This is a genomic window from Anaerobacillus sp. QJM3NY_17 (genome assembly GCF_056173665.1).
This window is the reverse complement of the sequence record NZ_CM149685.1, coordinates 3,162,637-3,188,102: the sequence shown is the minus strand read 5'-3', so window position 1 is coordinate 3,188,102 and position 25,466 is coordinate 3,162,637. Positions and strand designations below refer to the sequence as shown.

The following is a 25,466-nucleotide window of genomic DNA, read 5'->3' as shown; positions in this document are numbered from 1 at the left end:
ACTTATAAACTATTCGGAGGTGCATCGTATGAACCGTGATTTTTTATTAGAATTGTTATCAACCGCTTCTCCATCAGGAGCTGAAATGGAAATCCAGCATAAATGGATGGACTATGTAAGAGAGTTTGCAGATGACATTAAAACGGATAACGCAGGTAATGCGATCGGAATTCTTAATCCAGAAGCAGAATTTAAAGTGCTTCTTGCAGGACACTGTGACGAAATTGGATTTATGGTGAAGCAAATTGATCAAAATGGATTTATTCGCGTAGAGAAATTAGGTGGAATTAGTCATAAGCCTGCTATTGGCATGAAAGTAACAATTCTAGGCACACATGGAAAGTTAACAGGTGTATTTGGTGTCAATGCAGAACATCACGGAGGGGCGAAAGAGTTTCATTTCGAAGACCTCTATATTGACTGTGGTGCAGCTACAAAAGAAGAAATCGAGAAGTACGTCCAAATTGGGGACCTCGCAGTCTATAAACGAGAAGTTGAGCACCTCTTAAATGACCGAATTAGTGGAAGAGGATTAGACAACCGGACTGGTTCATTTATCGTAGCAGAAGTTCTTCGTGAAGTAGCCAAGCGTAACCCTAAAGTAGGTGTTTATGCTGTTAGTACAGTGAATGAAGAAACAAACATGGGTGGTGCTTATTTCGCTGGTGCAGGAATTCAACCAACAATGGCCATTGCTTGTGATGTTACATTTTCTTCAGACTATCCTGGAATTGATGCAAGAAAGCACACAGAGGTTGATCTTGGAGGTGGACCTGTTCTTGCGAAAGGCGCTCCAATCAATATAAAAATCAATCAGCTCCTTGAAAAGGCTGCTAAAAAGCTTGATTTGAAACTTCAGTATGAGTTAACACCAAGAATGACAGGGACGGATGCAGATAAGCTTCGTTTAACAGGATACGGTGTTCCTGTATCACTTGTGTCCCTTCCGCTTCGCTATATGCATGCGCCGGTAGAAACAGTAAGTTTAAAAGATATGCAGGAAGAAATTGATTTGCTCGTGGAAATGATAGCGGATTTAACAGGCGAAGAAAGTGTGAATCCACTAACTTAAATAATAATATTGACAAAATTGTGACAATAGTGCTAAGATGACAGAGTGAAAAATAACGGTAAAGGAGAGTGTGTGTGATGAGACATATTTTGAAAGATATCCAACAACTAACTTCATGTACTCATAGACGCACTTTGCCAGGGATGTAACCCCTTTGTCACAGTAAAGGAATCGGCGCGCGTCATAGACGTGTGCCCTTTTCTATGTCTTAAGAAGTCATTAGACATAACCGCATGCGGTTATGTCTTTTTTGGTTTCTGAGAAAAGTGACAGTGGGGAAATGAAGTGATCCATGTAAGGAGGATGGTGAAATAGTCAATCAGAAAGCATAACTGTAGGAAAAAGTTAGGAGGGATTAAGTTGTTCTCTATTTTACGGAAATTGAGCTGGTTTTTTAAACAGCATTGGAAACGGTATAGCATTGCTATTGCTTTATTGATTTTTGGGGGTATTCTCGAGGTCATTCCACCAAAATTAATCGGAATGGCCATTGATGAAATAAACGTAGGAAGCTTAACCTGGGAAAGCTTACGAAATTATTTATTTTTTTATGGAGGGTTATTGCTCGTCGTCTATATCGTCACATATATTTGGATGTACCAATTATTTGGTGGTGCCTTTCTAGTTGAGAGGGCGCTCCGATCTAAATTGATGAAGCACCTCCTTAAAATGACGCCATCCTTTTATGAGAAAAACCGAACTGGAGACCTGATGGCAAGGGCCACAAATGATCTAAAAGCTGTCTCCCTTACCGCAGGATTTGGTATTTTAACATTAGTAGATTCAACGATCTTTATGTTTCTTATTTTGATTACAATGGGCGTTCTTATTAGCTGGAAATTAACGCTTGCGGCTATTCTTCCTCTACCCCTTATGGCTCTTGCCATGAATCGTTACGGAAAAATCATTCATAAGCGCTTTACAGCTGCCCAAGATTCGTTCGGAGATATGAATGATCAAGTACTAGAATCGATTGCAGGAGTTCGAGTAACGCGTGCTTATGTACAAGAAAGGGCAGATCAGCAGAAGTTTCAGAACTTAACGGAAGATGTATATAAGAAAAATATTGAAGTAGCAAAAGTAGATGTTTTATTTGAGCCAACTATTAAAGTTCTTGTCGGGATTAGTTATTTAATTGGGTTAGGGTATGGAGCGTATCTCGTTTTTCATAAAGTCCTAACACTCGGAGAACTGGTGTCATTCAATGTGTACCTGGGGATGCTCATATGGCCGATGATTGCGGTTGGAGAGTTGATCAACGTCATGCAGCGAGGAAATGCATCGTTGAACCGTGTCTTAGAGACGCTGTCTCATGAAGAGGATGTGAAAGAACACCATTTTCCTCAATATCTGGATACACCAGGTACGATCGTTTTTGAAGATGTTACTTTTACGTATCCCTCTTCATCTGTTACGAATTTACAAAATGTTTCATTTACTCTGAAGAAAGGCCAAACATTAGGCGTTGTAGGGAGAACAGGTAGTGGGAAAACGACATTACTGAAGCAACTTTTAAGAGAATATCCAGTCGGTAAAGGGAAAATCAAAATTTCTGATGTGCCGATCGAAGAAATTTCTCTCGAAACTCTGCAAAACTGGATTGGTTATGTTCCTCAGGATCAGATGCTTTTCTCAAGGTCGGTGAGAGAAAATCTTCTGTTTGGTAAAAATAATGGAACAGATCAAGACATTGATCGAGTGCTGCGGCTATCCGACTTTAAAAAAGATATACATGTGCTCCCTGAAGGGCTTGAGACGCTTGTTGGAGAAAAAGGCGTCGCTTTATCAGGTGGACAGAAACAAAGGGTATCCATTGCGCGAGCTCTAATGATTAATCCTGAAATATTAATTTTAGACGATGCAATGTCTGCCGTTGATGGAAAAACTGAAGCACAAATTATATCCAATATTCGCAATGAACGTTCTGGGAAAACGACGTTTATAGCCACGCATCGTTTGTCGGGTGTTCAGCATGCTGATTGGATTATCGTTCTTGATGAGGGCAAGGTGATTGAGGAAGGAACTCATAAAGAGCTTCTTTCTAAAAAGGGATGGTATCGTGACCAATTTGACAGACAGCAGCTTGAGGATTCATTGAAGGAGGTGCTGTAAATGAATCGACAGGTAGGAAAGCGATTAGTTAAGTATGCACTGGGTTTTAAGAAAAATATTCTTATTGCTTTACTCTTATTAATGGTAGCTGTTACAGCAGAGCTCTCTGGGCCTTTCATTGCGAAACGTATGATTGATGTCCATATTATGGGGATTGAGTATCCCTGGTATGAAACAGATCAGGGAGAAGAAGCTGTTAAATATGATGGGGACTGGTATAAACGAAGTGATCATTTTGGGAGCGATGAATTTAAAGGAGAGGAAGTAAGGATTCTTCAGGTAGGTCGCGACTACTATTTCGTTGATGAAGCGATCGCATACGATGGAGAACGGTCGGTTGACGACAACCTTATCACGATTCAAAAGGATGGGGAACAACAATCCTATCAAGCTAAAGAAATAAGCAATGAAGAACTGCTTGCCTTTTATCAACCGCAAATAGAACCGATGGTCTGGTTAATAGCGCTCTACTTTGGGCTTCTATTGTTCGCATCCTTTTTTGAATATGGGCAGGGACTTCTATTGCAAACCTCTGCTAACCGTATTATTCAAAAAATGAGAACGGATGTTTACTCCCAGATTCAGCGTTTGCATATCAACTATTTTGATAATTTACCAGCCGGTAAAGTTGTGGCAAGAATTACGAATGATACGGAGGCAATAAGAGAGCTTTATGTGACGGTGCTCGCAACGTTCTTCACAAGCATCTTTTATATGACAGGGATATTTATCGCCTTATTCTTGCTTGATGTAAAGCTTGCGTTGATTACATTAACGATTGTGCCACTCCTTCTGATTTGGATCTTCGTTTATCGTAAATATGCGTCGAAATTCAATAAGGTCATTCGAACAAGGATTAGTGATATTAACGGAATGATCAATGAATCCATTCAGGGCATGTCGATAATAAGAGCTTTCAAACGTCAAGAGAAGACTGAAGCGGAATTTGAAGAGCTGAATGACAGCCATTTTACTTATCAAAATAAGCTATTGAATTTGAATTCCTTAATGTCACATAACCTTGTGAACATTCTACGGAATATTTCATTTGTAGTATTGATTTGGTACTTTGGGGGAGCTTCATTAACGGCTGGGTCTATTGTGAGTCTCGGTGTTCTTTATGCTTTTGTGGATTATTTGAATCGCTTATTTCAACCCGTTACAAATATGGTGAACCAGCTAGCTAATTTAGAACAGGCTTTAGTAGCGGCGGACAGAGTTTTTGAGCTTCTTGATGAAAAGGGGGAAGATGTATCAGATGGTGAATTTCCTCGTTATGATGGGAATGTCACTTTCGATCATGTTTCGTTTGCATACAAAGCAGAAGAATATGTGTTAAAGGAACTATCATTTGAAGCGAAAAAAGGTCAGACGGTTGCCCTAGTGGGGCATACTGGTTCAGGGAAAAGTTCAATTATGAATTTATTATTCCGATTTTACGATAACCAAAAAGGAACGATCTCTATCGACGGTCAAAATATTCAAGATATTCCAAAGCAGCAGTTAAGACAGCATATGGCGATCGTGCTCCAGGATCCATTCTTGTTCACTGGAACGATTGCTTCGAATGTAAGTCTTAATGATTCCTCGATCTCAAGAGAAAAAGTTGAAAAGGCTTTAAAAGATGTGGGAGCAGAGCAGCTGCTTCGATCTCTTCCTAACGGGTATGATGAGGCAGTGATCGAAAAAGGAAGCACGCTTTCTTCGGGGCAAAGACAGCTGATCTCTTTTGCAAGGGCACTAGCGTTTGACCCTGCTGTCTTAATTCTTGATGAGGCGACTTCGAATGTTGATACCGAAACAGAAATGATTATTCAAAATGCGCTGGATATTTTAAAAAAGGGTCGTACCACATTTATCATTGCTCACAGACTCTCAACAATTCGAGAGGCTGACCAAATCCTTGTTCTTCACCAAGGTGAAATCGTTGAACGAGGCGATCATGATCAATTGATGAAGCAAAAGGGAAGGTACTTCCAAATGTATCAGCTTCAACAAGGGAAAAAGGTTGAGCAGGCTGTTTAGTAGATATCAGTAGATGAAATGAATCAAAGCCGTAGCTTAAGCTACGGCTTTGATGTTGGAGGGTGCAAACCCCATTCTTTTTCTATTAGATATGTTAGGTATACTGTTGATTCTCGATCTTTGGCTTATTTTAGTGAACTCTTTATCTCACTCGTCTTTCAGTCTGAAGAGAGTAATAAGTAGTTGCATCTATCGTTGAGAGGGGCGGAATCCAGCTTGTTCGGCTTCATCTGTGTTACAAAACATTTCTTCTGCTTTCGTAATCTCGTAATATGATCCTTCAGGAACGTGGTAAATTTTATCTCCTTTAGAATTAATGTTCCCTTTAATGTCACAACCTTGTTGAGATCCCTTGTCAGTAGATGTGGAGTCAGATGCTTCAAAGGATTCGTTAAATCCTTCTTCGCGAACGTAATCTTCAATACTCCAAATGCCTTTGCCTTCTTCTTGAGCCTTACGCTGAATTTCTTGGAATGTATCAACGTACTTTACGTTTGGCTGATAAATATAAGCAACTCTTGCTAGTCCTTCTTCAAGGAGCATCTCATTAAACATCTGATCGCCAATCCATACGTAAGCAAGCAGTCGACCGTATTTGTCGCGTTCTGAAACATCTATCTCGACACCAATTTCTTTTCCTTCTAGTTGATTCTTAGCAAACTGGGAGGCTTCAGGTCCATAGGGTTGTACAGGTTTACTGGGATGCTTTGTTTCCGGAGTGTCAACGAGAAGGAGTCTAATTGTTTCTTCTCGATCTTCAAGAGTTACTTTCAATGTATCGCCATCAACAACTCGATCCACTGTTGCCGGAATTGTGTTTTCTTTTATTTCTGTATCAGATGTGAGTGTAGCGCATGCAGATAAAAATACGATGATAAAAAGAAAAGGCAGTCTTATTCGTATCATTTGTTACTCTCCTTTCCGTTCCACTTAGGTCTTAGACGCCCATATTAGGCATAATCTAAAAGGGGGGTGATCCAATTGAATCACGGATGTATTTACTGTGAGAAAGAATTGCTCTTCCCGTGGGAACGACGAAGATTGGTTTGCGATGAATGTCATTATGCAATATCAGACACCTATCATGAAGATTATAGAGAAATTGGTGAAAGAAAAATAGAACAGAAAGCCCGTCATTAATGACGGGCTTTTCTTTGAGTGTTCTAGTTCAAGCGTTCCAATATCTCCGTTTCTAAACGCTCGTCTTCGCTTTTCATGTCTAGCTGCGCGGGCCAAATCCTTCGGCTGTTTCGCCCAATCGAATGAGACAAAAAGCGTCTCAATCTCATGGGCTCCAACATCCTGCGGATTTAGGCAGGCCCGCTTCGCTTTTCTTAATACCTTTTAACGGCTAGGGTGCAGCGGGATATGCAGATTAGTTCTTCTTGTTCGTCTACGATGTTGATTTCCCACACCATTGTTCTTTTGCCGATGTGGATTGGTTCGGCGATGGCTCGGACGACGCCGTCTTTTTTGCTTCGGAGGTGATTAGCGTTGATCTCCATCCCAAAAGTTGCTTCGTTTTCTGAATCTAGATTAAGTGTGCCGCCTATGCTGGCTGCTGATTCTGCTAGGGCTACTGATGCGCCACCGTGAAGAAAGCCAAGTGGTTGATGAGTGCTTGGTCCAACTGGCATTTCGAGAACAACTTTTTCAGGTGTTAATGTAATGGCTTTAATGCCGAGTGCCTCTAACATTGTATTTGCAAATTCCATCGTATTACCCCCATTTTTATGTACTTATTTACAGTATACACGAGGCTAACGTGAGAAAAAGAGAAAAGTTAGCGATCGATAGGCTGTAGCATTTCTAAATAAACTCCTTTTTACTTTCATTCAGAGAATAGAGGATTATTTTCACGAATTTATGCAAAGGTGAGGGAGTGGTTCATAAATATAAAAAAGTCAGAGACCAAATGGATCTCTGACTTTCTCATCGTGTTAAATGAAATAGGCTAATAATAAACCAATGGCCATTAACAGTCCGAATTGTGTATGCATTTGAGCAGTTGCTTGCATAGCAGGCATCATGTGAGCTGCTTTTGTTTTTCCTTCAAATAAGCGGATGGCTTTAAATGCTTTAGGGATGCTTAATATTATCAACAAAAGCCATAAAGATGAATCAATTGTAATAATAAGTCCAACCACCCAGAGGTAGGATACGATAAACATACCTTCTAAAAATGTTACAGCCTTATCATGTCCGAGAAGAATCGCAAGTGTTTTACGTCCTTTTTCTTTGTCGCCTTCTAAGTCACGAATATTATTCGCCATGAGGATACCGCCAACTAGAATGGATATAGGAATCGAAACGAGAATGCTTTCAAACGTAATCACACCTGTTTGAATAAAGAAAGAAAGTAATACAAGTATTAGTCCCATAAATACACCAGCAGCAATTTCACCAAATGGTGTGTAGGCGATTGGATACGGACCGCCAGTGTAAAAGTACCCTGCTGCCATGCAGATTGTTCCAATAACCGCAATCCACCATGTTGTAAGGACACAGATATAAACACCTAAAAGAATCGCAATGCCGAAGAAAATAAAAGCAAGGTTTAATACTGTTCTTGCACTAACACCATCTCGTACGATAGCGCCCCCAATTCCTACACTCCCAGCGTGATCGAGACCCCTTTTGAAATCATAGTATTCATTAAACATGTTTGTTGCAGATTGAATAAGAATAGATGCGATCATCATCGCCATAAACAATCCAAAATGTAATGTATGACTTTGAAGGGCAAGCATTGTGCCCAGAAAAACCGGGACGAAGGAAGCAGTTAATGTATGCGGCCTGAGTAAACGCCACCATACCTGCCATGTTGGTTTTGAAGGCGTGACTTTGTTCAGCTTATCGTTGCTGTTATTCATACGCTCTTCCATATAATTGTGTCTCTCCCTTTAGTAATAAACTTCTTATAAATTCCCCTTGTGACCATTATAGTTTAAAAAAATGGATAAGGGGTGTCAATCCTTTTGTCAATATCAAGAAGTCTCTGTCAATAGAGGAAAGTAGCGAATTTCCCTTCAAACGAAAGAGAAATGAAGGTTATTCTAAGTTTGAGGTGGGTAAAAGTAGTTATTCTTCCATTCAAAAACGATCCTTCGTTCGAAGGATCGTTTTTGAATGATTAATAATATGGGTAAGGATATGGGTATGGTCTGAAGAACGCAATACTTCCTAGTCCTACTCCTAAAAGACCGCCAAGAAAACCTCCTGCAAGTGCTCCGAAGAAAAACATGCCTGGTCCTTCGGGATGTTGTGGTCCGTCACAATTGCGATTTAAAGGGCGGATATAAACAAATTCATTATCAACTTCTTCAACGTGACCTCTATGCAATTGACCGTCATGACACTTGATTTCAACACATTGTCCTATGTGTTGACGACAAACCCCATGGTAATAGTGTCTGGACAATATAGACCCTCCCTTATGCATTAGTTTATAAACGACTGCAAAGCAGCGTCTACTTTTATCAGTGTATGCTCACTATTTTTTTTGCTAAGGGCACTTGCGGAACATTAAAATGGTTTTTTTCTATGAGATGGGGAATCTATACATAAGAACCATTCATACGGTTAAACAGCTTCGTTGACAGTCTTAGCCAGACAGGTGTATCCTTTAATTAACTGTGGCCGAGGCTAACTCGGTCTGCTTTTGCATGGACAGAAAGTTGGGGGGAGAAGACGGTGTCTACAATACAACATCAAGAATTATTTAGCCTGCTTCATCAAGGTGTAAGTAAGGCAGAAAAGCGGGGAACGTCCGTGCTTGTTAGTCAGGTGCTATCAGTAGCTGCTGTCGATCCCCTCTCCTTTTATGCTGCAGGTTCGTTTACTAACGAGAATGATCGAACATTCTGGTCGGACCCTGAGAATGACACGACAATAGTGGGCCAGGGTTGTGTGAAGCAATTTGAGGCTCAAATCGATCGTTTTCGTTCAATTGAAAGTGATTGGCAAACTTTTTTAGAACAAGCGATCATAGAGGGGGCTCCTTCAAGGCCAGGTGTTGGACCGGTTCTGTTAGGTGGGTTTTCATTCGATCCAACTGCCCCAGATAGCGGTGAATGGGATTCCTTTCCTAAAGGCGGGATGGTTCTTCCAGAATTAATGTTAACTTCAGCTGGAAACCATGCTTGGCTCACACTCAACGCAATTGTTAGCGCAGGAGATAATGTGGAAGTTATATCTGAAGCGCTTTTAGATAAGCATGATCGTCTTTTTGAGAAGCTTACGTCTCATGCCTATGCAGATGTCGATGCTATTTCAATAGAAGAAATACGACCTCAGGAATGGAAAGAAACGGTCAGAAGTGCTGCTGCTAATATTAGAAATGGCCATCTTGATAAAGTCGTTTTAGCGAGAGAAATTAAGCTCCAGTCGACTCAAAACTTTTCATCAACCCAAACACTGACAAATTTAAAAAAACAACAAAGTGATAGCTATGTTTTCGCGTTTGAATATGGAGACAAATGCTTTCTTGGAGCTTCACCTGAACGGTTAGTCAAAAGAGATGGACAACAAGTGTATTCGACTTGTCTTGCGGGCTCTATTCAACGAGGTGAATCGAAGGAAATGGATGATGAACTTGGACAAGCACTTCTTCATGATCAAAAGAATCGAATTGAGCATGATCTTGTCGTTCAAATGATTCGATCAGCTATGGAAGAGGAGTGTGAATTTGTTCAGGTACCGTCAAGGCCGGAAATTCTTAAAACGCCTCATATTCAACATTTATTTACTCCTGTTGTAGCAAGGGCTGGTAGAGAGACAAGCCTTTTTCGTATGGTTGAACGGCTTCATCCTACCCCTGCGCTTGGCGGTTATCCTCAAAAGGAAGCCGTAAATGAAATTAAGCGAATAGAGAAGCTTGATCGAGGTTGGTATGCAGGACCTGTTGGTTGGGTTGATTATCAGGGAAATGGAGAATTTGCTGTAGCTATACGCTCTGGTTTACTTAAAGGAGAAGAAGCAACGCTATACGCTGGGTGCGGTATAGTTGGAGATTCTGACCCTGATAGTGAATATGAAGAAACCAAAATGAAGTTTAAACCAATGCTAACAGCTCTTGGAGGTAAGAAATATGACTGACCAGGAAATACTAGCAAGTTACGTAGGGTCATTTGTTGATGAGCTTGTACGTTCAGGTGTTAAACATGCTGTTATTAGTCCAGGATCGCGTTCTACCCCGCTCGCAATGGTCATGGCTGAACACCCGTTACTAAACGTCTGGGTGCACATCGATGAGCGATCTGCTGGTTTTTTTGCGCTTGGCATGGCCAAATCGCATAAGGAACCTGTCGCACTTCTATGTTCTTCAGGTACGGCTGGCGCTAATTACTATCCTGCTGTTATTGAGGCTGCACAATCCAATATACCGTTGATTGTTTTGACTGGCGATCGCCCGCATGAGCTTCGTGATAATGGAGCTCCACAGGCGATTGATCAAATCAAGCTATATGGGGACTATGTGAAGTGGTTTATGGAAATGGCGATGCCTTCTTCCTCTTCAGATTTAAATCGGTATATCAGAACTGCGGCTTCTAGAGCGACAGCCGTTTCTTCCGGTCTCCCTGCTGGACCTGTGCATCTTAATTTCCCATTTAGAGATCCCTTGATACCAGATCTATCCTATTCAGGTCTTTTTTCAGATGGTAGGGAGAATTATGAGCCGTGGGTAAATGCGGCAGATCACATACGTGTTTTAAACGAAGATGCAGTCACAGATTATGCAAACAAATTAGCTGGCAAGAAAGGTATTATTGTGGTCGGACCTCAGGATAACGACGAATTAGCTGAACCGCTATTTGCTCTTGCTGAGGAATTAGGTTATCCGGTTTTAGCAGATCCACTTTCAAAATGTCGGCATATTGATTCTCCTAATCTTGTAGAAGGGTATGACGCCTTTCTTAGGGGCGAGGTGGATTCAGAGCTATACCCTGAAGTAGTGATTAGATTTGGGGCGATGCCAGTTTCAAAAGCTTATATGCTCTTTATGAAGAGTGTAGCAAGCCCTATTCATATAGTTGTGGATGAGAGAGGATGGAGAGACCCTACTCTTTATAGTTCTGACATGCTTACAGTTTCCTCTGTATCGTTTGTAAACAGTCTTCTTCCTGCTGTGCAAAGCAACAACTCTACTGAGAAGCGGTGGTTACACAAATGGAAGGCCATTAACCAAACGACTCTCACCTTACTTCATGAAGATTTAGGAACTGACGAGCTATTTGAGGGCCATGTGTTTAGAGAATTAGGGAAACTGATGAGTGCGAATGATCTCCTGTTTGTAGGGAATAGCATGCCTATTCGCGATATGGAGAACTTTTTCTTGCCAGAGAATTCTCGACCTACTGTAATGGGGAATCGAGGAGCGAATGGTATTGACGGTATTATTTCAACAGCTCTTGGAGCAAGTACAGCCTATTCTTCTAGCGTGCTGGTGATTGGTGACCTTTCTTTCTACCATGATATGAATGGTCTGCTTCTAGCTAAGCTATATGAGATCAATATGACGGTTATTGTGGTTAACAATGATGGCGGAGGGATTTTCTCATTTCTACCTCAGCGCAAGCAGGAGAAGCACTTTGAGAAACTCTTTGGCACACCACATGGACTAAATTATGAACATGCTGCCGCATTATATGAGGCAAGTTTTGAACGCGTATGGAATTGGGAAGAGTTTAGTTATGCGTATGAGAAAAGTCAGAATCACCATGGGCTAAGCATAATTGAAGTTCCAACTGATCGTGATGCCAATCTTAGGCTTCATCGAGAGATGTTCGCGAAGGTTTCGAAGGGAACAGCAATAGTCCTGCAGGAGAGTTTTAAATCATGATTTATACCGTTGGTGGACAACCTTTTCATGTCGAAATCGCAGGAGAAGGAGAACCTCTTCTATTATTGCATGGATTCACAGGATCGAGTGAGAACTGGTCTTCTTTTATGAAAAGATGGTCCAGGCTATATAAAGTGATTGCAATCGATCTTATCGGTCACGGCGAAAGTGCGAAACCGAATGATGCTTCTCAATATACTATGGAATCTATGGGGAGTTACTTGAAACAACTATTAAATTCACTTGGGATCGATCAACTCCATTTGCTTGGCTATTCCATGGGTGGACGTTTTGCTTTGTCATTTGCTGTCCAGTACCCTTCGCTCATTAAAACGCTTATTCTGGAAAGCAGTTCACCTGGGCTTTCTACGGAAGATCAAAGAAGAGAACGAGTGCAGAAAGACCATGCACTTGCCAGGCGAATTCAGAAGGAAGGTATTGAAGATTTCGTAACCTTCTGGGAATCTCTTCCGTTATTTTCTTCGCAGAAGAAACTTTCACCAAGTATTCAAAGTGAAATAAGAAAGCAGCGTTTGAGCAATACTGAAATAGGACTAACAAATAGTCTAATTGGAATGGGAACGGGGGCACAGGCTTCCTATTGGAGTGTGTTAGAGAAGATAACCTTTCCAGTCCTTCTAATAGTTGGGGAGTACGATCAGAAGTTCATTTCAATTGGGAAACAGATGAAAAAAAAGATTCCTCAGGCTGATTTTGTGCAAATTATTGGCGCAGGGCATACAATTCATGTAGAAGAACCTGAAATCTTTGATAAAATGGTAGTAGCTTTTCTAAAAAAGCATGCAGATTCTAATCTGTAAATTTTGTTACATAAGGAAGGAGAATTTCTAAATGATTCAATGGAAGACTGAACGAGAATTTGAAGATATTCTTTACGAAACGTATGATGGTATTGCTAAGATTACAATCAACCGTCCAGAGGTGCGCAATGCATTTACGCCAAGAACGGTTAACGAATTAATTACCGCTTTTTCATTTGCGAGAGACAATTCAGATATTGGTGTTATTGTTCTAGCAGGAGCTGGAGACAAAGCTTTCTGTTCTGGCGGTGACCAAAGTGTTCGTGGTCATGGTGGTTATGTAGGTGATGATGAGATTCCTCGTCTAAATGTCTTGGATCTTCAACGCCTCATTCGTGTTATCCCTAAGCCGGTTGTTGCAATGGTATCAGGTTATGCGATTGGAGGAGGACACGTCCTTCACGTGGTATGTGACCTGACAATTGCTGCAGATAATGCTATTTTTGGTCAGACTGGCCCTAAAGTTGGTAGCTTTGATGCTGGATACGGTGCAGGATACCTTGCTCGTATCGTAGGTCATAAGAAAGCTCGTGAAATCTGGTACCTATGTCGTCAATACAATGCACAAGAAGCACTTGATATGGGACTTGTTAATACGGTTGTTCCACTTGATCAGCTTGAAGCTGAAACAGTACAGTGGGCACAGGAAATGCTTGATAAGTCACCAACAGCCCTACGCTTCCTTAAAGCTTCTCTTAACGCCGATACAGACGGTCTTGCAGGACTCCAGCAAATGGGTGGAGACGCAACGCTTCTTTATTACACAACTGACGAAGCAAAAGAAGGACGCGATTCATTTAAAGAAAAACGCAAACCGGACTTTAAACAGTTCCCACGTTTTCCTTAAATCGATTGCTTGAAACAGCTTGATGGATTCCCATCAAGCTGTTTTTTTCAAATAGTCTATGGTAATGAAAGAAAGGATGTTAAAGATGGATACGATGCCAAATTGGCTACATAAACGTGCTTCTATGACGCCTGAGCGAGTGGCGCTTATCGATAATGGCAAACAGTTAACTTATAAACAGTTACAAGTAAAGGCAGTTAAGATGGCAAATGCTCTAAAAGCAAAAGGGATCGAAAAAGGAAAGCATGTTGGTTTTTATATGGAGAATGGATTAGACGCTGCCGTTTGTTTACATACTCTGATGTACATTGGGGCTGTCATTGTTCCATTGAATCATCGATTAACAGGACCAGAGCTATCTTTCCAAATGAACGATGCTGAGATTTCCTATGTGATCACTGACAATTCACTTGAGAAGAAAGCTAGTGATGCAATACAAAGTCCGGTAAATATAATCATCTGGGAAGATGTTCACCCAGGTGCTTATCAGTTAGAAGAGTTACAAACAACTATTGAGTTACATCAGCTTCATACGATTATGTACACTTCTGGCACAACTGGAAAACCTAAGGGTGTTATGCTTTCATATGGTAACCATTGGTGGAGTGCGATCGGTTCCAGTCTTAATCTTGGTTTAGATATGAATGATCGCTGGCTGTGTGCGGTTCCAATGTTCCATATGAGTGGACTTTCTATTCTATTGCGAAGTGTTATTTACGGAATCACAATGGTTATTCAACAACGGTTTGAACCGCGTGTCGTTAATCAATCGATTCAAAAAGAACGAATTACAATTGTATCGGTAGTAAGCGCTATGCTGAAAAAAATGCTCGATGACCTTGGAACCGATCATTACCCCGAAACATTTCGCTGCATGCTTCTTGGAGGTGGTCCAGCTCCATACCCGCTTCTTTCTACTTGCGAGGAGAAGCATATTCCTGTCTTCCAGACATTTGGTATGACGGAAACTGCCTCTCAAATTGTGACGCTTTCACCTGAATATATGCTAGATAAACAGGGGTCAGCTGGAAAGGCGCTTTTCCCATCAGAGATTATGATTAGTCTTGATCATAAATCCCTTTCTGCTTTAGAGCATGGAGAGATTCTCGTGAAAGGACCTACGATTACAAAGGGGTATTGGCGAAGGGATGATGCAACAAGAGCTGCATTTGAAGACGGGTGGCTTCATACAGGCGATATTGGTTATCTGGATGAAGATGGCTTTCTCTTTGTATTGGATCGAAGGAAAGACCTTATTATATCTGGTGGTGAAAATGTGTATCCCGCAGAAATTGAAGCGGCGATCCTTGAGCATGTAGATGTGGAGGATGCAGGCGTAACTGGGGTTAAAGATGAGCAATGGGGAGAAGTACCTGCAGCATTTGTTGTTAGTAAGAATCGCTCTTTGACGGAACAGCAGCTGCTCGATTATCTTTCAGAACGTCTTGCGCGTTACAAGCTACCTAGAACGATTACTTATGTGGATAGCCTTCCTAGGAATGGGGCAAATAAGCTACAGCGAAATTTATTAGTAGATATGAGTGATACGATATGATGCAACTGGAGAGTGTTACTCTACGTCATATTCGAATGAACCTAAAATCCCCTTTTAGTAACAGTTTGGAAACAGTCACTGCTCGAGATTTAATTATCGTCGAAGTAAGAGATTCTGAAGGGGAAGTAGGTTTTGGAGAAGGAGTTGCCTTTACGTCGCCCTGGTATACAGAAGAGACGCTTCAAACTTCCTGGCATATGCTAAGAGACTTCATCATTCCTAAACTCAAAAACCAACTGATTGCTCATCCGTCCGATGTGGAAGGAATATTAGCGGGCATTCGAAGAAATCCAATGGCTAAATCTGCGATTGAGGGTGCGATCTGGGACTTATATGCTAAAAGAGAAGGAATTAGCCTCTCAAGAGCATTAGGTGGTTCTTCACAGAAGATTAAGGCAGGAGTTGCCGTAGGCGCTTCGGATCCTTCAGTTATGCTAGAAGAAATCCATAGAAGAGTTGATGAGGGATATGAACGAATTAAAGTGAAGATCAAACCTTCGCAGGATATTTCGATTCTAGAAGCAATACGTCATTCTTATCCAAACTTATCGTTAATGGCAGATGCGAACTCAGCATATTCTCTGCAAGACATCGATCGTTTAAAAGCACTTGATCCATTTCATTTGCTGATGATTGAACAACCTCTAGCAGCTGACGATATCGTAGATCATGCGATTTTACAAAAAGAGATTGAAACACCGGTCTGTTTGGATGAAAGTATACATTCTTATGATGATGCCCGTCGAGCGCTCGATTTAAATAGCTGTAAGATTATTAATATTAAACCCGGACGTGTTGGAGGGTTATCCGTTAGTAAGAGGATCCATGATTTATGTAGTGAAAGGGGGATACCTGTTTGGTGTGGTGGCATGTTAGAGTCCGGAATAGGAAGGGCGCATAATATCGCGCTTTCTAGTTTGGCTAATTTCACAATACCAGGAGATGTCTCTGCATCAGCACGGTACTGGGAAAAAGACATTATTGAACCTGAAGTGGAAGTGGAGAACGGTTTGATTACTGTTTCTAAAGAGAATGGGATCGGATACGAAATAAACTGGAAAGAACTTGAGAGAGTGACGGTTTCTAAAGAAGTTTATTAACATAGCTAGGGAAAAGATAACAAAAGGCAGAACCTTCTAAAGGTCCTGCCTTGTTTTTATACTTCAGAATTTTTTGCGATTCGCGCATCGAATATAAACGGTCCGAATGGGATAACGGAGGAGACAACTGCGAGCGCGGCTTTAATGAAAGACCAGCGCTTAACGATTGTGACATATAGAATTACGGCAAGATAGAGAACAAACAGTCCGCCATGTAACGCTCCAACAATCGTTACGGCCATAGGGATATCCATCATATATTTAAGGGGCATCGCGATTCCTAATAATAATAAAAATGATATTCCTTCTGCGTAGCCGACGCCTCGGAATAGTTTCAATGGTTGTTTCAACAATGTATTTCACTCCTTCATCATTATCTGATGTGATCTGCTTCACATAAACAGTTACAGGCAGTTTACAAATAGTATATCAATACTAGTCCTACAATAGAAGTTGAAGTTTTATCGATTTCTTGACAGTTTGAATGCAAATACTCCTAATCAATTTTTTATTCACAGAAAATTTAGTACTAAGGCATTGTTTTCAAATGTTTTGTAAGTGATGATTGCTTATACGTGCCTTTATCGAGTAGAATGAATGAGGGTAACAATAAATCAACTCTGAAGGAGATTTGTATGAATAATAACAAAAAGGCAATCTTTATATACATTCCAAAGTCCAAAGTTGATGAAGCCAAAAAAAACATGAAGAAGAATGATTAATAGACGATAAAAAACAGTCGAACCGTAATGGCTCGACTGTTTTATTTATGATGAATTAATAAATTTCAATTGCTCAATTTTACAATATTAAATAAATGAAATGATAGCTGCAATCACAGCAACCGCGCCAATGATCATAAGGATTGTACGTACCATTGCTATTCCTCCTTGATAAAGTCAATTTAGTTCATACATAACTATATTTTTGCTGCCTTCTAGAATAATGCGCTGACAACAAATGCTACTACAACAACAATACCGATAATAACGAGAACTTGTTTTAACATAATGACTTCCTCCTCTAATATAGCAATGTCCTTTGCTACTATTGATATACCCTATTCATTTTTTATATCAAACCTTTTTTTGAAATAAATAGTTATAAATGACTACTTTCAGAAGAAAATACTTCAAGTTACAAAGCGATTTATGAATAGCGTTCCAGTTATCTGGGTTTTTATGCTTGAAAAATAAAAAGAAGCCTTCCTTTATTTGGAGGCTTCTTCGTTTATTTAAACATTTGTTTCTGAGTGGGTAACTATTGTTTAGGATGTACCTTCATCCGCTCTTGCTGGAAAAATTCTTTTAGCTCCGGGTTAAGTAAGTCCGGCTCCTCATCATTTAAGTTCAGTCTGATCAGCTTGCCTTCAAGGTAATCCATAATACCGATAATCGTACCGTTTCCAAGCTGCTTCTGAAAGATGGTTTCGTAACGAATGCTGCTCATCGGAGCCCTCCTGTTGCGCGTTTTTTTCTACTATAGCACGTTTGGAGAGCGAATTATTGAAGTTAAACTTCTCTTAAATAATTTGTAATCAAAGCGCAACAAAGCTTAACACAGTGACATAGTTCAGTCTTTTTGAACAGGCTTTTGCGAAATGATCATTGGCTTATCACATAAGGGGCATTGCTTTTGATCAGGTTGTTTCTTATCCTCTATTTTCATCCATCCTTTGCAAAATTCACTACTGCAAACCCATGCTTTCACCGTTTTACCTTCTTGTTGAATTTTCTTCTTGAAGGCATCCGTTAAGAAACGAGAGACGGGTGTTTGTTTACCAAGGTGTTTCTCAGGGGAGCAAATATAGAGCTCTTCCTTTGCACGTGTAATGGCAACGTAACAAAGGCGACGTTCTTCCTCAAGGTCAGCAGTCGGATTTTTCATATAGAGCTGCTTATGAGAGGCTTCTTTGTCTTTCATCGTATTGAGCGCAGAAACGTGCGGTAGAATCGTTTCTGAAGCACCAATGACGTAAACCACAGGGAATTCAAGCCCTTTAGCCTGATGAATGGATAGTAGTGAAAGCGCGTTAGAGGCGCTAGCTTTTTGTTTATGCTCATTGAATCGTTGTATGATTCGATCGACGTAGGCAAGGAACTCTGGGATGGTTTCAAATCGTGAGCTCGAGAACTCAAGCTCGTCCATCATTTCTTTAAGAGTAGTCTTATGCACAGTTAATGCTTCGTCATTTGCGCTGTCCAGATGTTTCATATAGTCATCTCGTAACAATTGAATGGCTTTCTGGGGTCGATGACGTTTAGCTTCTTGAACAAGGCGGACACGTCGATCTATCGATTTTTTTTGAAAATCACGTAGTGTTTTCCAGGATTTTAAATGTAACAAAGGAAATTCAACTGGATCAACAAAATTTTCCATCTCAATGTGGCGCATACCTGATTCTTGATTAATAAAAAGGGATGGGAGTATGGCGGCTGTCGCATCAAGATTTTGGTGCTCGTATGCGAGGCGAAGGTGCTCCATCATTCCTTTAATAATCGATTGCTCGTAAAAGACCTGTTTCATTCCCTGTGCGTTGAAAGGGATGTCCTGTTCAATCAACTGCTCGAAAATGGCTCGAGCATTCGTATAAGTTCTTGTAAGAATGGCAATGTCTTTCCACTCTCGCTTCTTTTCTCGAATATGACGGAGGACATAACCTGCTTCGTCTTCTGTTGTAGCAGGGCGAAGATAGTATGGTTGCTTTCCGTCTTTGTCTGTAGCGTTCATCGTTTTCGTTCTTCGATACGTATTGTGCTTAATTACATGGTTTCCGAGTCCAACAATGGGTGGAGCTGATCTATAGTTTGTATCCAGCGTTACGACGGATGCCTCGGGATAAGCACGATCGAACTCTAAAATGATTGAGCTATTTGCACCATTAAAAGAATAGATAACTTGATCATCGTCACCCACTACAAATAAGTTGTTTTGAGGAGCTGCAATTTGTTTAATTAATTCATATTGAATTGGATTCGTATCCTGGAATTCATCTACTAAAATATATTGAAATCGATTTTGCATTTTTTGAAGTAGAGCGGGATTTTGATTGAATTCTCGATACATATAGACAAGAATGTCATCAAAGTCAATATAGCCATTAGCCGTTTTCCACTCTTCATATTCAGAGTAGGCTTTCTTTAATTCTTCTGTTTCTTTACTGTCAGGGATATCTGCAGGCCCCATCATTTTAACTTTGCAGGCAGATATTGATGAAAGCATAATCTCTGGTAAAGATGCTTCAGGACTCTTCATTTTTTTTAGAATATTCTTCATTATAATTTGTTTGTGACGATCACTATTCAATATTTTTTGGTTATAACCGAGACTCCTTAATAATTTCAAGAAGATAGAATGAAATGTTCCTGCTGTTAATCTTCCGGAGTCTTGAGAAGAGACACCTGGTAAGTGACTGATACGCTGTCGCATTTCTTCAGATGCCTTTCGAGTGAAAGTAATGAGTAGAATACTAGAAGGATCTTTTTCCTTTACTGTCATTAGAAAAGCTGTTCGTGCTGTTAAAACAGATGTTTTTCCACTTCCGGCTCCGGCAATTGTCAAAAGAGGGCCTTCAGTATGCTTTACTGCTTTTGTTTGAGGTTCATTCAGACGTATACCTTTTTCCTCTAAAGCATGAAAAAAAGCCTGCTCTGCTTTATCTTCCAATGGTCTGAGAGACGAGTGGGGTGTTAAAGGAGCAGATAGGTCCAATTCAGTCACTGCTTGATGCGGTGTTGTAGTAAAATTCATGATCATCACCTGAACTATTCTTATGGATTCATCCCTTCATTTTAACATAAATTTAGGTGTTTTCGTTTTTAAGGAAAAGATTAATATTTATCCGAAAAGGGTAAAGTGACAAGCAGGATAGGATAAAGAGGAGGAAAAATCAATGGAAAAATTTATTCAAGTTGTAGTGGATCATGATAAAAAACAATTTCATGTGGAGTCAGAAGCGACCGAAGCAACCAACTATGATGCGCGAGTTGAAGAAGCAAAGAAACAGGGACGTGACGTTGGATCATTTCGCTCTAGGCTTGATACTGTTGAGAAAACCATTGATGCTGCTCAACATGAATACAAAGGGTATCGTCATTTAGAAGAAAGTCCTGTTTAAATTTTCATGGAGGTGAGAAGCAATGGTACGTGAGACGTATTTTGTAACACCTAAAGGTGAGCTTCATGAGACAAATGTTGGCACTCAAATGAATGCCTTTGAAATTAGAGCAAGTCAAGAAGAGAAAATGGAAATGGAACGTGTAATTGAGAAGTTGCGCTCTCAGAAATATGTGCAACAAAATGATTTCTTTTCACTGAATCATTATGATGAAAGTGAAGTAGACCGTCATCGAGATTGGACGGATGAATCAATTTATGAATTATATAAGATGATCCATCGACTAGGCACACCTCATACAAAGCAACAAATTGATCAAATGGGCGTATTATCAGCTCTAAACCACAATACAAGAAATTGAGGATGAACAACTAGTTTTTCTCCATGAACTCCGCTCATGCCCTTCCTAAATGGAATCAACTACATAAAGTAATAGTGTAGTGAATGAATTTTAACGAGGGGGATAAAGATGAGCGGAGGATATGGTAAAGGTTTTGCGTTAATTGTTGTTCTGTTTATTTTACTAATTATTGTTGGAGCTGGCGCAATGGGCGGCGGTTGTGGTCCTGGACCAGGTTATGTAGGCGGAGCAAACTACAATCCTTATTGTTGCTAAATCATAAAGAGAAGAGGCTGGGACAAAACCCGGTAAATTAAAAAAAGAGTGGCCCGCGAACAACGTAGTTGTTCGCGGGCCACTCTTTTTATGTTTTTCATCTCATTTTAATAAGAAAATAAGGACACCATCTGATAAAATTAAAGTTACCACACAATAACCATCGGAGGTGCCCTTATGTTTAAAGAGTATAACATGAATCAAGTGATTTTACCTATGGATTTAGGAATGAAACTTCAAGAAAATGATATTGCCTATGCCGTTCACGACCTGGTCGAACAGATTCCAGATGAAGCTTTCTCACGTTTTTTACGCGATACAGGATGTCCCTCTTATCATCCACGTATGATGATGAAAGTGATTCTATGTGCGTACACGCAATCGGTTTTTTCAGGAAGAAAGATTGAAGCCCTTCTTTACGATAGCGTTCGCATGATGTGGTTGTCTCAAGGTTATGAACCGAGTTACCGTACGATCAATCGCTTCCGTGTCCATCCCGAAGCTATGGAGCTTCTTCGCGAGTGCTTCGTTCAGTTTCGATGTCATTTGGTTAAAGAAGAGGCGATTGATCAGGAAGCGATTTTTATTGATGGAACCAAAATTGAGGCGAACGCCAATAAATTTACGTTTGTTTGGCGCAAGTCTGTTGAAAGGTATAGTGCCAGTCTGATCGAAAAATCGAACCAAATGTATGATGAGTTGGTTGAAAACGAAATTATTCCTGAGATCAAGCGAGAAAATCCGGAACAACTCTCCATTGAAGAGCTTTTAAAAATCGAAGAAAAGCTGGAAGATAAGGTGGAGGAATTGAGTGAGAAGATTGACGCCAGTGAAGAGGTAAACGAGCGAAAAAAACTTCGGTCCGAGCGAAAAGGGCCGAAGCAATCCCTCAAGCAGTTGAAAGATATCGTAGGGCGCAAACAGAAATACGAGACCGACATGGCCATTTTCGAAGAACGCAACAGTTATTCGAAGACTGATCACGATGCCACTTTCATGCGCATGAAAGAAGATCACATGAAAAACGGTCAATTAAAAGCTGGTTACAATCTCCAAATTGCGACAGAAGGACAATATACGCTCGCTTACGATATCTTTCCAAACCCGACGGATACACGTACATTACGTCCCTTTCTCGACCATATCGAGAACGACTTTTTTACACTCCCTGACTATATCGTCGCCGATGCCGGTTATGGAAGCGAAGAAAATTATAAGGATGTTTTGAAGAATCGTGAGCGCAAGCCACTGATAACATACAGTACCTATCGCACCGAGAAAAAGAAGCGTTTCAAGCAGAATGAATTCAACACAGCCAACTGGGCCTACAACGAGGAAAGGGATTCGTTCATATGTCCGAACGGACAACAGTTGATGTTCCGTCACCTCTCTCATCGAACCGATCGTGGAGGTTTCACACGGGAATTCAGGGTTTATGAATGTGATGACTGTTCAGATTGTCCTCTTCGTTCGCAGTGTACCAAAGCGCAGGAAGGGAACAATCGCAAGATCTATTATAATGCCCAATGGGAAGAGCAAAAGAAAATCATTCGAGAACTGCTTTCAGAAGAAAAAACGGGAAAAATCTACGGTCAACGGAAAATTGACGTAGAACCAGTTTTTGGATTTCTGAAGGCTAATTTGGGTTTTACTCGAATGTCCGTTAGGGGCAAAGAAAAAGTCAAAAATGAATTAGGCTTTGCGCTCATGGCGGTGAACTTGAGAAAGTACACCGCCATGATTACCGACAAAGCTAAAAAGAATAGGAACAAACACGCCAAAAAAGGTCCCGTTCATCAAAAACCGATGAACGGGACCTTTTTTTCAGTAATTTAGGCTATTTATGTCCCAGCCTCTTTTCTTTATGTATTTCTCTGTTTTTTATGTTCTAAAAAAAATGAAATCAAAAGTCCTTCTATTAAAACACAAAAACTATGCTGTAAAGAAGGAAGCTGAACAATACTAAATAAAATGGATTGTATAACTAATAACGATAAAATCATGTTTCTCAGTGGATAATCGTTACGGAGAATAACAAGAAACGAGTCTCTCATTTGTTCTTTTTTGATTGCTAAAAGCTGGTTTTGAGTGACCCATAAAAGGATTGGGACCATTATGTACGATGTGTACTCTCCTCTTAGATAATAGAGAATCAATGCTCCGAGTCCAATTAATCTGATATACACCCATGTGTAGTTTCCTTTACGAAAGAAAATCCTAATCAATAGAAAGGTCTGTGCGTTAGACACTGGTATCAATTGAATAATCCAGTTCAAATACTTTCTTGCCTTCACTTTATTCTGTAAAGAAGGCACATCGACGAATTGGTTTGCGAATTGCTCAAACCGAGCAGTTTGTGATGATTCAAGTTCAATCAATCTTTCCCACTGAAGCATCGAGTTTTGACGAAATAGTAAGTAAAGGTATGTAATGGGAAACATAAGGAATAAGGCACCAATAAAAACATATCCTTTCATGGTGAAGGAAAGAATAGTGAAATTGCTAATGAAAAGGTAAAGACGCAGCCATTTTTTCTTCGTGAAGTAAGATCGTATGATCGTAAAAAAAGACAATATAAAGAGCAAGAGTATCATGACATAAATCCATGTTAGTAATTCCAAAGGAATTTCTAAATGAATGAGGGCAGGAGCACTTACTAAACTAACGATTAAAATTATCGGCAGTGAACGAATCAAAGAATAGAAGAAAGTATATTTAATGTATTGCCTCATACGATCTTCACATGCGATTAAAAAGACGCGATCCGCTTGAAAGAGAAAGAACTTTCCTTCAAGAATACTTAGTACTACGCTCATGATGAGGGCGATCGCAAATAGGAGTGGAAATGGCTCAGGTATAACATCGATTAAACGTTGATAATAAACAATTCCTATTGCTCCGCTTAGCAATAAAGCGATCAAAAATCCGCCTTGCATGATGTAAGACAAATACTTAAGTCGATGCCGCAGATAATTATTAAATCGAATCTTCCATAATTCTCCCAATAAATCACCCCTCTCCCGAAATAAATTAAGAAAAATCGAAACATTCTGCTATGTCTTTTCGTATAAGTAGTGTATCCAAAAGAAAATAGCAAAAATCCTTTCATTGCTATGGTAAAAAAGACTTAATATATCTCTAGTTTGTTTGACACCTAATAGGATGAGGTATGAAATCAATATAAAGAAATTCTACTATACTTAAAGGATGAGTGACATGAAAAAATACATAGGTTTATTAATGTTTGTAGGTGCACTAACTTTCACTTCGGGTTGTGGCGGAGAACTATCAAAAGTTGCTGCTGATCATTCAGAAATCGTGGTTTCTACTCTTGAGAATAAAGCAGAAGCAAAGACGGATTCAGTTGAAAAACCAGAAGTTGAGAATTTATCTAACGAACTTATCAATCATATTATTCAGGATACAGATGAAGAGGGTAAAGTTAAACAGTTTCAAACAATAGCAGAGGTTGAGCAGGACTTACAAAAGATAACCTCAAAAGAACTCGCTTCTGAAATTGCGGATGTTTATTTTGCAGAGCGTGAAGGTGATCTTTACTTAGTACCAACAGAGCTATTCCCGTGGGTGAATACTGATGAGTCATATGAACTGGAGAAACTTAATGAATATGAATATGAACTGACACAATCGAATGAGTCTGACCTTTATGGCTCTTACACAATAAACATCCATTTTCTTTATGAAAACAACCATTGGATCATTAATGATTTTGAGATTAAATAATTCAAACGCACGGAACTTTTGGTCCGTGCGTTTTATTTTTTGTACAGGTAGATTGGACAAGCACAGGCTACTCTTTTACAATAAAGTAAGAAACTAAAGGACGAGGTTATCAAATGAGCGAATTTATGTTTACAGATTACTATCATAATCAGGTAACATTTTCTTTCGAGGATCATCCTTACTCTCCCGCACCAAAACATGTTTGGGTTATTTGTCGCCTCGAAAAACAGTGGCTGTTAACCGAGCACTCTCGAAGAGGCATTGAATTTCCAGGTGGGAAAGTGGAAGTAGGAGAGAATGCCGAAGAAGCCGCGGTGCGTGAGGTATATGAAGAAACAGGTGGAGTTGTTAAGCATCTTCAATATGTAGGTCAGTATCGTGTTGAAGGAAAAGGCGGGACAATTATTAAGAATGTCTATTATGCTGATATTGATCGTCTCGTAGACAAAGAAGATTATATGGAAACAAAGGGACCGGTGAAGCTAACAACACTTCCGAAAGATATTCACTTAAATGAGCGTTATAGCTTTATGATGAAGGATCAAGTACTTACTTATAGTCTAAAACATCTTAATTATTTGTAATGAGAAAAAAGTCCAGTTCATTGTACTGGACT

The 25,466-nt window shown here is 40.0% G+C and carries 22 protein-coding genes and 1 pseudogene; 15 read left to right on the top strand and 8 right to left on the bottom strand.

The window, feature by feature from the left end; translation table 11 throughout:
- Positions 1 to 19 precede the first annotated feature (19 nt).
- From AC0VYV_RS16650 to AC0VYV_RS16640, 3 genes are all read left to right on the top strand, one after another.
- On the top strand, positions 20 to 1,072 hold the full coding sequence (locus AC0VYV_RS16650; protein WP_475367507.1) for a M20/M25/M40 family metallo-hydrolase: 1,053 nt from the start codon (positions 20 to 22) through the stop codon (positions 1,070 to 1,072).
- A gap of 360 nt (positions 1,073 to 1,432) precedes the next feature.
- The gene (locus AC0VYV_RS16645) at positions 1,433 to 3,184 is read left to right on the top strand and encodes an ABC transporter ATP-binding protein (RefSeq protein ID WP_430241886.1); all 1,752 of its coding nucleotides are present in this window, start codon (positions 1,433 to 1,435) and stop codon (positions 3,182 to 3,184) included.
- The gene (locus tag AC0VYV_RS16640) at positions 3,185 to 5,209 is read left to right on the top strand and encodes an ABC transporter ATP-binding protein (protein WP_475373994.1); all 2,025 of its coding nucleotides are present in this window, start codon (positions 3,185 to 3,187) and stop codon (positions 5,207 to 5,209) included.
- A gap of 189 nt (positions 5,210 to 5,398) precedes the next feature.
- Here the strand turns inward: AC0VYV_RS16640 and AC0VYV_RS16635 are convergent, their stop codons facing one another.
- The 4 genes from AC0VYV_RS16635 to AC0VYV_RS16620 all read right to left on the bottom strand — a co-directional run bounded on the left by AC0VYV_RS16635 (position 5,399) and on the right by AC0VYV_RS16620 (position 8,630).
- Positions 5,399 to 6,115, bottom strand: a complete 717-nt coding sequence (locus AC0VYV_RS16635; RefSeq protein ID WP_430241890.1) for a thermonuclease family protein — start codon at positions 6,113 to 6,115, stop codon at positions 5,399 to 5,401.
- A gap of 428 nt (positions 6,116 to 6,543) precedes the next feature.
- A complete protein-coding gene (locus AC0VYV_RS16630) occupies positions 6,544 to 6,924 on the bottom strand; it encodes a hotdog fold thioesterase (RefSeq protein WP_226614868.1) in 381 nt (126 codons plus the stop codon).
- Positions 6,925 to 7,149: 225 nt separating this feature from the next.
- Positions 7,150 to 8,082, bottom strand: a complete 933-nt coding sequence (locus AC0VYV_RS16625) for a 1,4-dihydroxy-2-naphthoate polyprenyltransferase (protein ID WP_430241904.1) — start codon at positions 8,080 to 8,082, stop codon at positions 7,150 to 7,152.
- A 260-nt stretch (positions 8,083 to 8,342) separates the two neighbouring features.
- Positions 8,343 to 8,630 carry a hypothetical protein gene (locus AC0VYV_RS16620; protein WP_194219658.1) on the bottom strand — a complete coding sequence of 96 codons (288 nt, stop codon included), beginning with the start codon at positions 8,628 to 8,630 and terminating at the stop codon, positions 8,343 to 8,345.
- Between the two features lie 272 nt (positions 8,631 to 8,902).
- Between AC0VYV_RS16620 and AC0VYV_RS16615 the strand changes: the two genes are divergently transcribed.
- The 6 genes from AC0VYV_RS16615 (at position 8,903) to menC (ending at position 16,373) form a co-directional block, all read left to right on the top strand.
- A complete protein-coding gene (locus tag AC0VYV_RS16615; RefSeq protein WP_430241893.1) occupies positions 8,903 to 10,306 on the top strand; it encodes an isochorismate synthase in 1,404 nt (467 codons plus the stop codon).
- A complete protein-coding gene (gene menD / locus AC0VYV_RS16610) occupies positions 10,299 to 12,050 on the top strand; it encodes a 2-succinyl-5-enolpyruvyl-6-hydroxy-3-cyclohexene-1-carboxylic-acid synthase (RefSeq protein WP_475372772.1) in 1,752 nt (583 codons plus the stop codon). Before AC0VYV_RS16615 ends, menD begins: the two co-directional genes overlap by 8 nt.
- On the top strand, positions 12,047 to 12,871 hold the full coding sequence (gene menH, locus AC0VYV_RS16605; protein ID WP_475373993.1) for a 2-succinyl-6-hydroxy-2,4-cyclohexadiene-1-carboxylate synthase: 825 nt from the start codon (positions 12,047 to 12,049) through the stop codon (positions 12,869 to 12,871). Before menD ends, menH begins: the two co-directional genes overlap by 4 nt.
- Before the next feature lie 31 nt (positions 12,872 to 12,902).
- On the top strand, positions 12,903 to 13,718 hold the full coding sequence (menB, locus tag AC0VYV_RS16600; RefSeq protein ID WP_194219187.1) for a 1,4-dihydroxy-2-naphthoyl-CoA synthase: 816 nt from the start codon (positions 12,903 to 12,905) through the stop codon (positions 13,716 to 13,718).
- A gap of 85 nt (positions 13,719 to 13,803) precedes the next feature.
- Entirely contained in the window at positions 13,804 to 15,273 is a 1,470-nt protein-coding gene (locus AC0VYV_RS16595; RefSeq protein WP_475373992.1) for an o-succinylbenzoate--CoA ligase, read from the top strand.
- Complete coding sequence (menC, locus tag AC0VYV_RS16590) at positions 15,273 to 16,373, top strand: o-succinylbenzoate synthase (protein WP_475367506.1); 1,101 nt, start codon at positions 15,273 to 15,275, stop codon at positions 16,371 to 16,373. Before AC0VYV_RS16595 ends, menC begins: the two co-directional genes overlap by 1 nt.
- 56 nt (positions 16,374 to 16,429) lie before the next feature.
- Here menC and AC0VYV_RS16585 read toward each other — a convergent pair whose 3' ends face one another.
- The 3 genes from AC0VYV_RS16585 to AC0VYV_RS16575 all read right to left on the bottom strand — a co-directional run bounded on the left by AC0VYV_RS16585 (position 16,430) and on the right by AC0VYV_RS16575 (position 20,123).
- Positions 16,430 to 16,726, bottom strand: coding sequence for a DUF3817 domain-containing protein (locus AC0VYV_RS16585; RefSeq protein WP_430245994.1), 297 nt, complete (start codon positions 16,724 to 16,726; stop codon positions 16,430 to 16,432).
- A gap of 907 nt (positions 16,727 to 17,633) precedes the next feature.
- Complete coding sequence (locus AC0VYV_RS16580; protein ID WP_194219190.1) at positions 17,634 to 17,822, bottom strand: hypothetical protein; 189 nt, start codon at positions 17,820 to 17,822, stop codon at positions 17,634 to 17,636.
- Between the two features lie 123 nt (positions 17,823 to 17,945).
- Positions 17,946 to 20,123: a UvrD-helicase domain-containing protein gene (locus tag AC0VYV_RS16575; RefSeq protein ID WP_475373991.1), complete on the bottom strand. Its 2,178-nt coding sequence runs from the start codon at positions 20,121 to 20,123 to the stop codon at positions 17,946 to 17,948.
- 142 nt (positions 20,124 to 20,265) lie between these two features.
- Between AC0VYV_RS16575 and AC0VYV_RS16570 the strand changes: the two genes are divergently transcribed.
- From AC0VYV_RS16570 to AC0VYV_RS16555, 4 genes and pseudogenes are all read left to right on the top strand, one after another.
- Entirely contained in the window at positions 20,266 to 20,490 is a 225-nt protein-coding gene (locus tag AC0VYV_RS16570) for a hypothetical protein (RefSeq protein WP_430245990.1), read from the top strand.
- Positions 20,491 to 20,512: 22 nt separating this feature from the next.
- Entirely contained in the window at positions 20,513 to 20,851 is a 339-nt protein-coding gene (locus AC0VYV_RS16565) for a hypothetical protein (RefSeq protein ID WP_475373990.1), read from the top strand.
- Between the two features lie 108 nt (positions 20,852 to 20,959).
- A pseudogene (locus AC0VYV_RS16560) lies at positions 20,960 to 21,031 on the top strand (YjcZ family sporulation protein); the annotation flags it as partial.
- Positions 21,032 to 21,283: 252 nt separating this feature from the next.
- A complete protein-coding gene (locus tag AC0VYV_RS16555; protein WP_475373223.1) occupies positions 21,284 to 22,942 on the top strand; it encodes an IS1182 family transposase in 1,659 nt (552 codons plus the stop codon).
- Between the two features lie 26 nt (positions 22,943 to 22,968).
- Here AC0VYV_RS16555 and AC0VYV_RS16550 read toward each other — a convergent pair whose 3' ends face one another.
- The gene (locus AC0VYV_RS16550; RefSeq protein ID WP_475367824.1) at positions 22,969 to 24,111 is read right to left on the bottom strand and encodes an ABC transporter permease; all 1,143 of its coding nucleotides are present in this window, start codon (positions 24,109 to 24,111) and stop codon (positions 22,969 to 22,971) included.
- Positions 24,112 to 24,322: 211 nt separating this feature from the next.
- Here AC0VYV_RS16550 and AC0VYV_RS16545 point away from each other — a divergent pair, with 211 nt between their 5' ends.
- Both AC0VYV_RS16545 and ytkD read left to right on the top strand, forming a co-directional pair.
- Entirely contained in the window at positions 24,323 to 24,850 is a 528-nt protein-coding gene (locus AC0VYV_RS16545) for a hypothetical protein (RefSeq protein ID WP_475365647.1), read from the top strand.
- A gap of 113 nt (positions 24,851 to 24,963) precedes the next feature.
- Entirely contained in the window at positions 24,964 to 25,434 is a 471-nt protein-coding gene (ytkD, locus tag AC0VYV_RS16540; protein ID WP_430245984.1) for an RNA deprotection pyrophosphohydrolase, read from the top strand.
- The last annotated feature ends 32 nt before the right edge of the window (positions 25,435 to 25,466 follow it).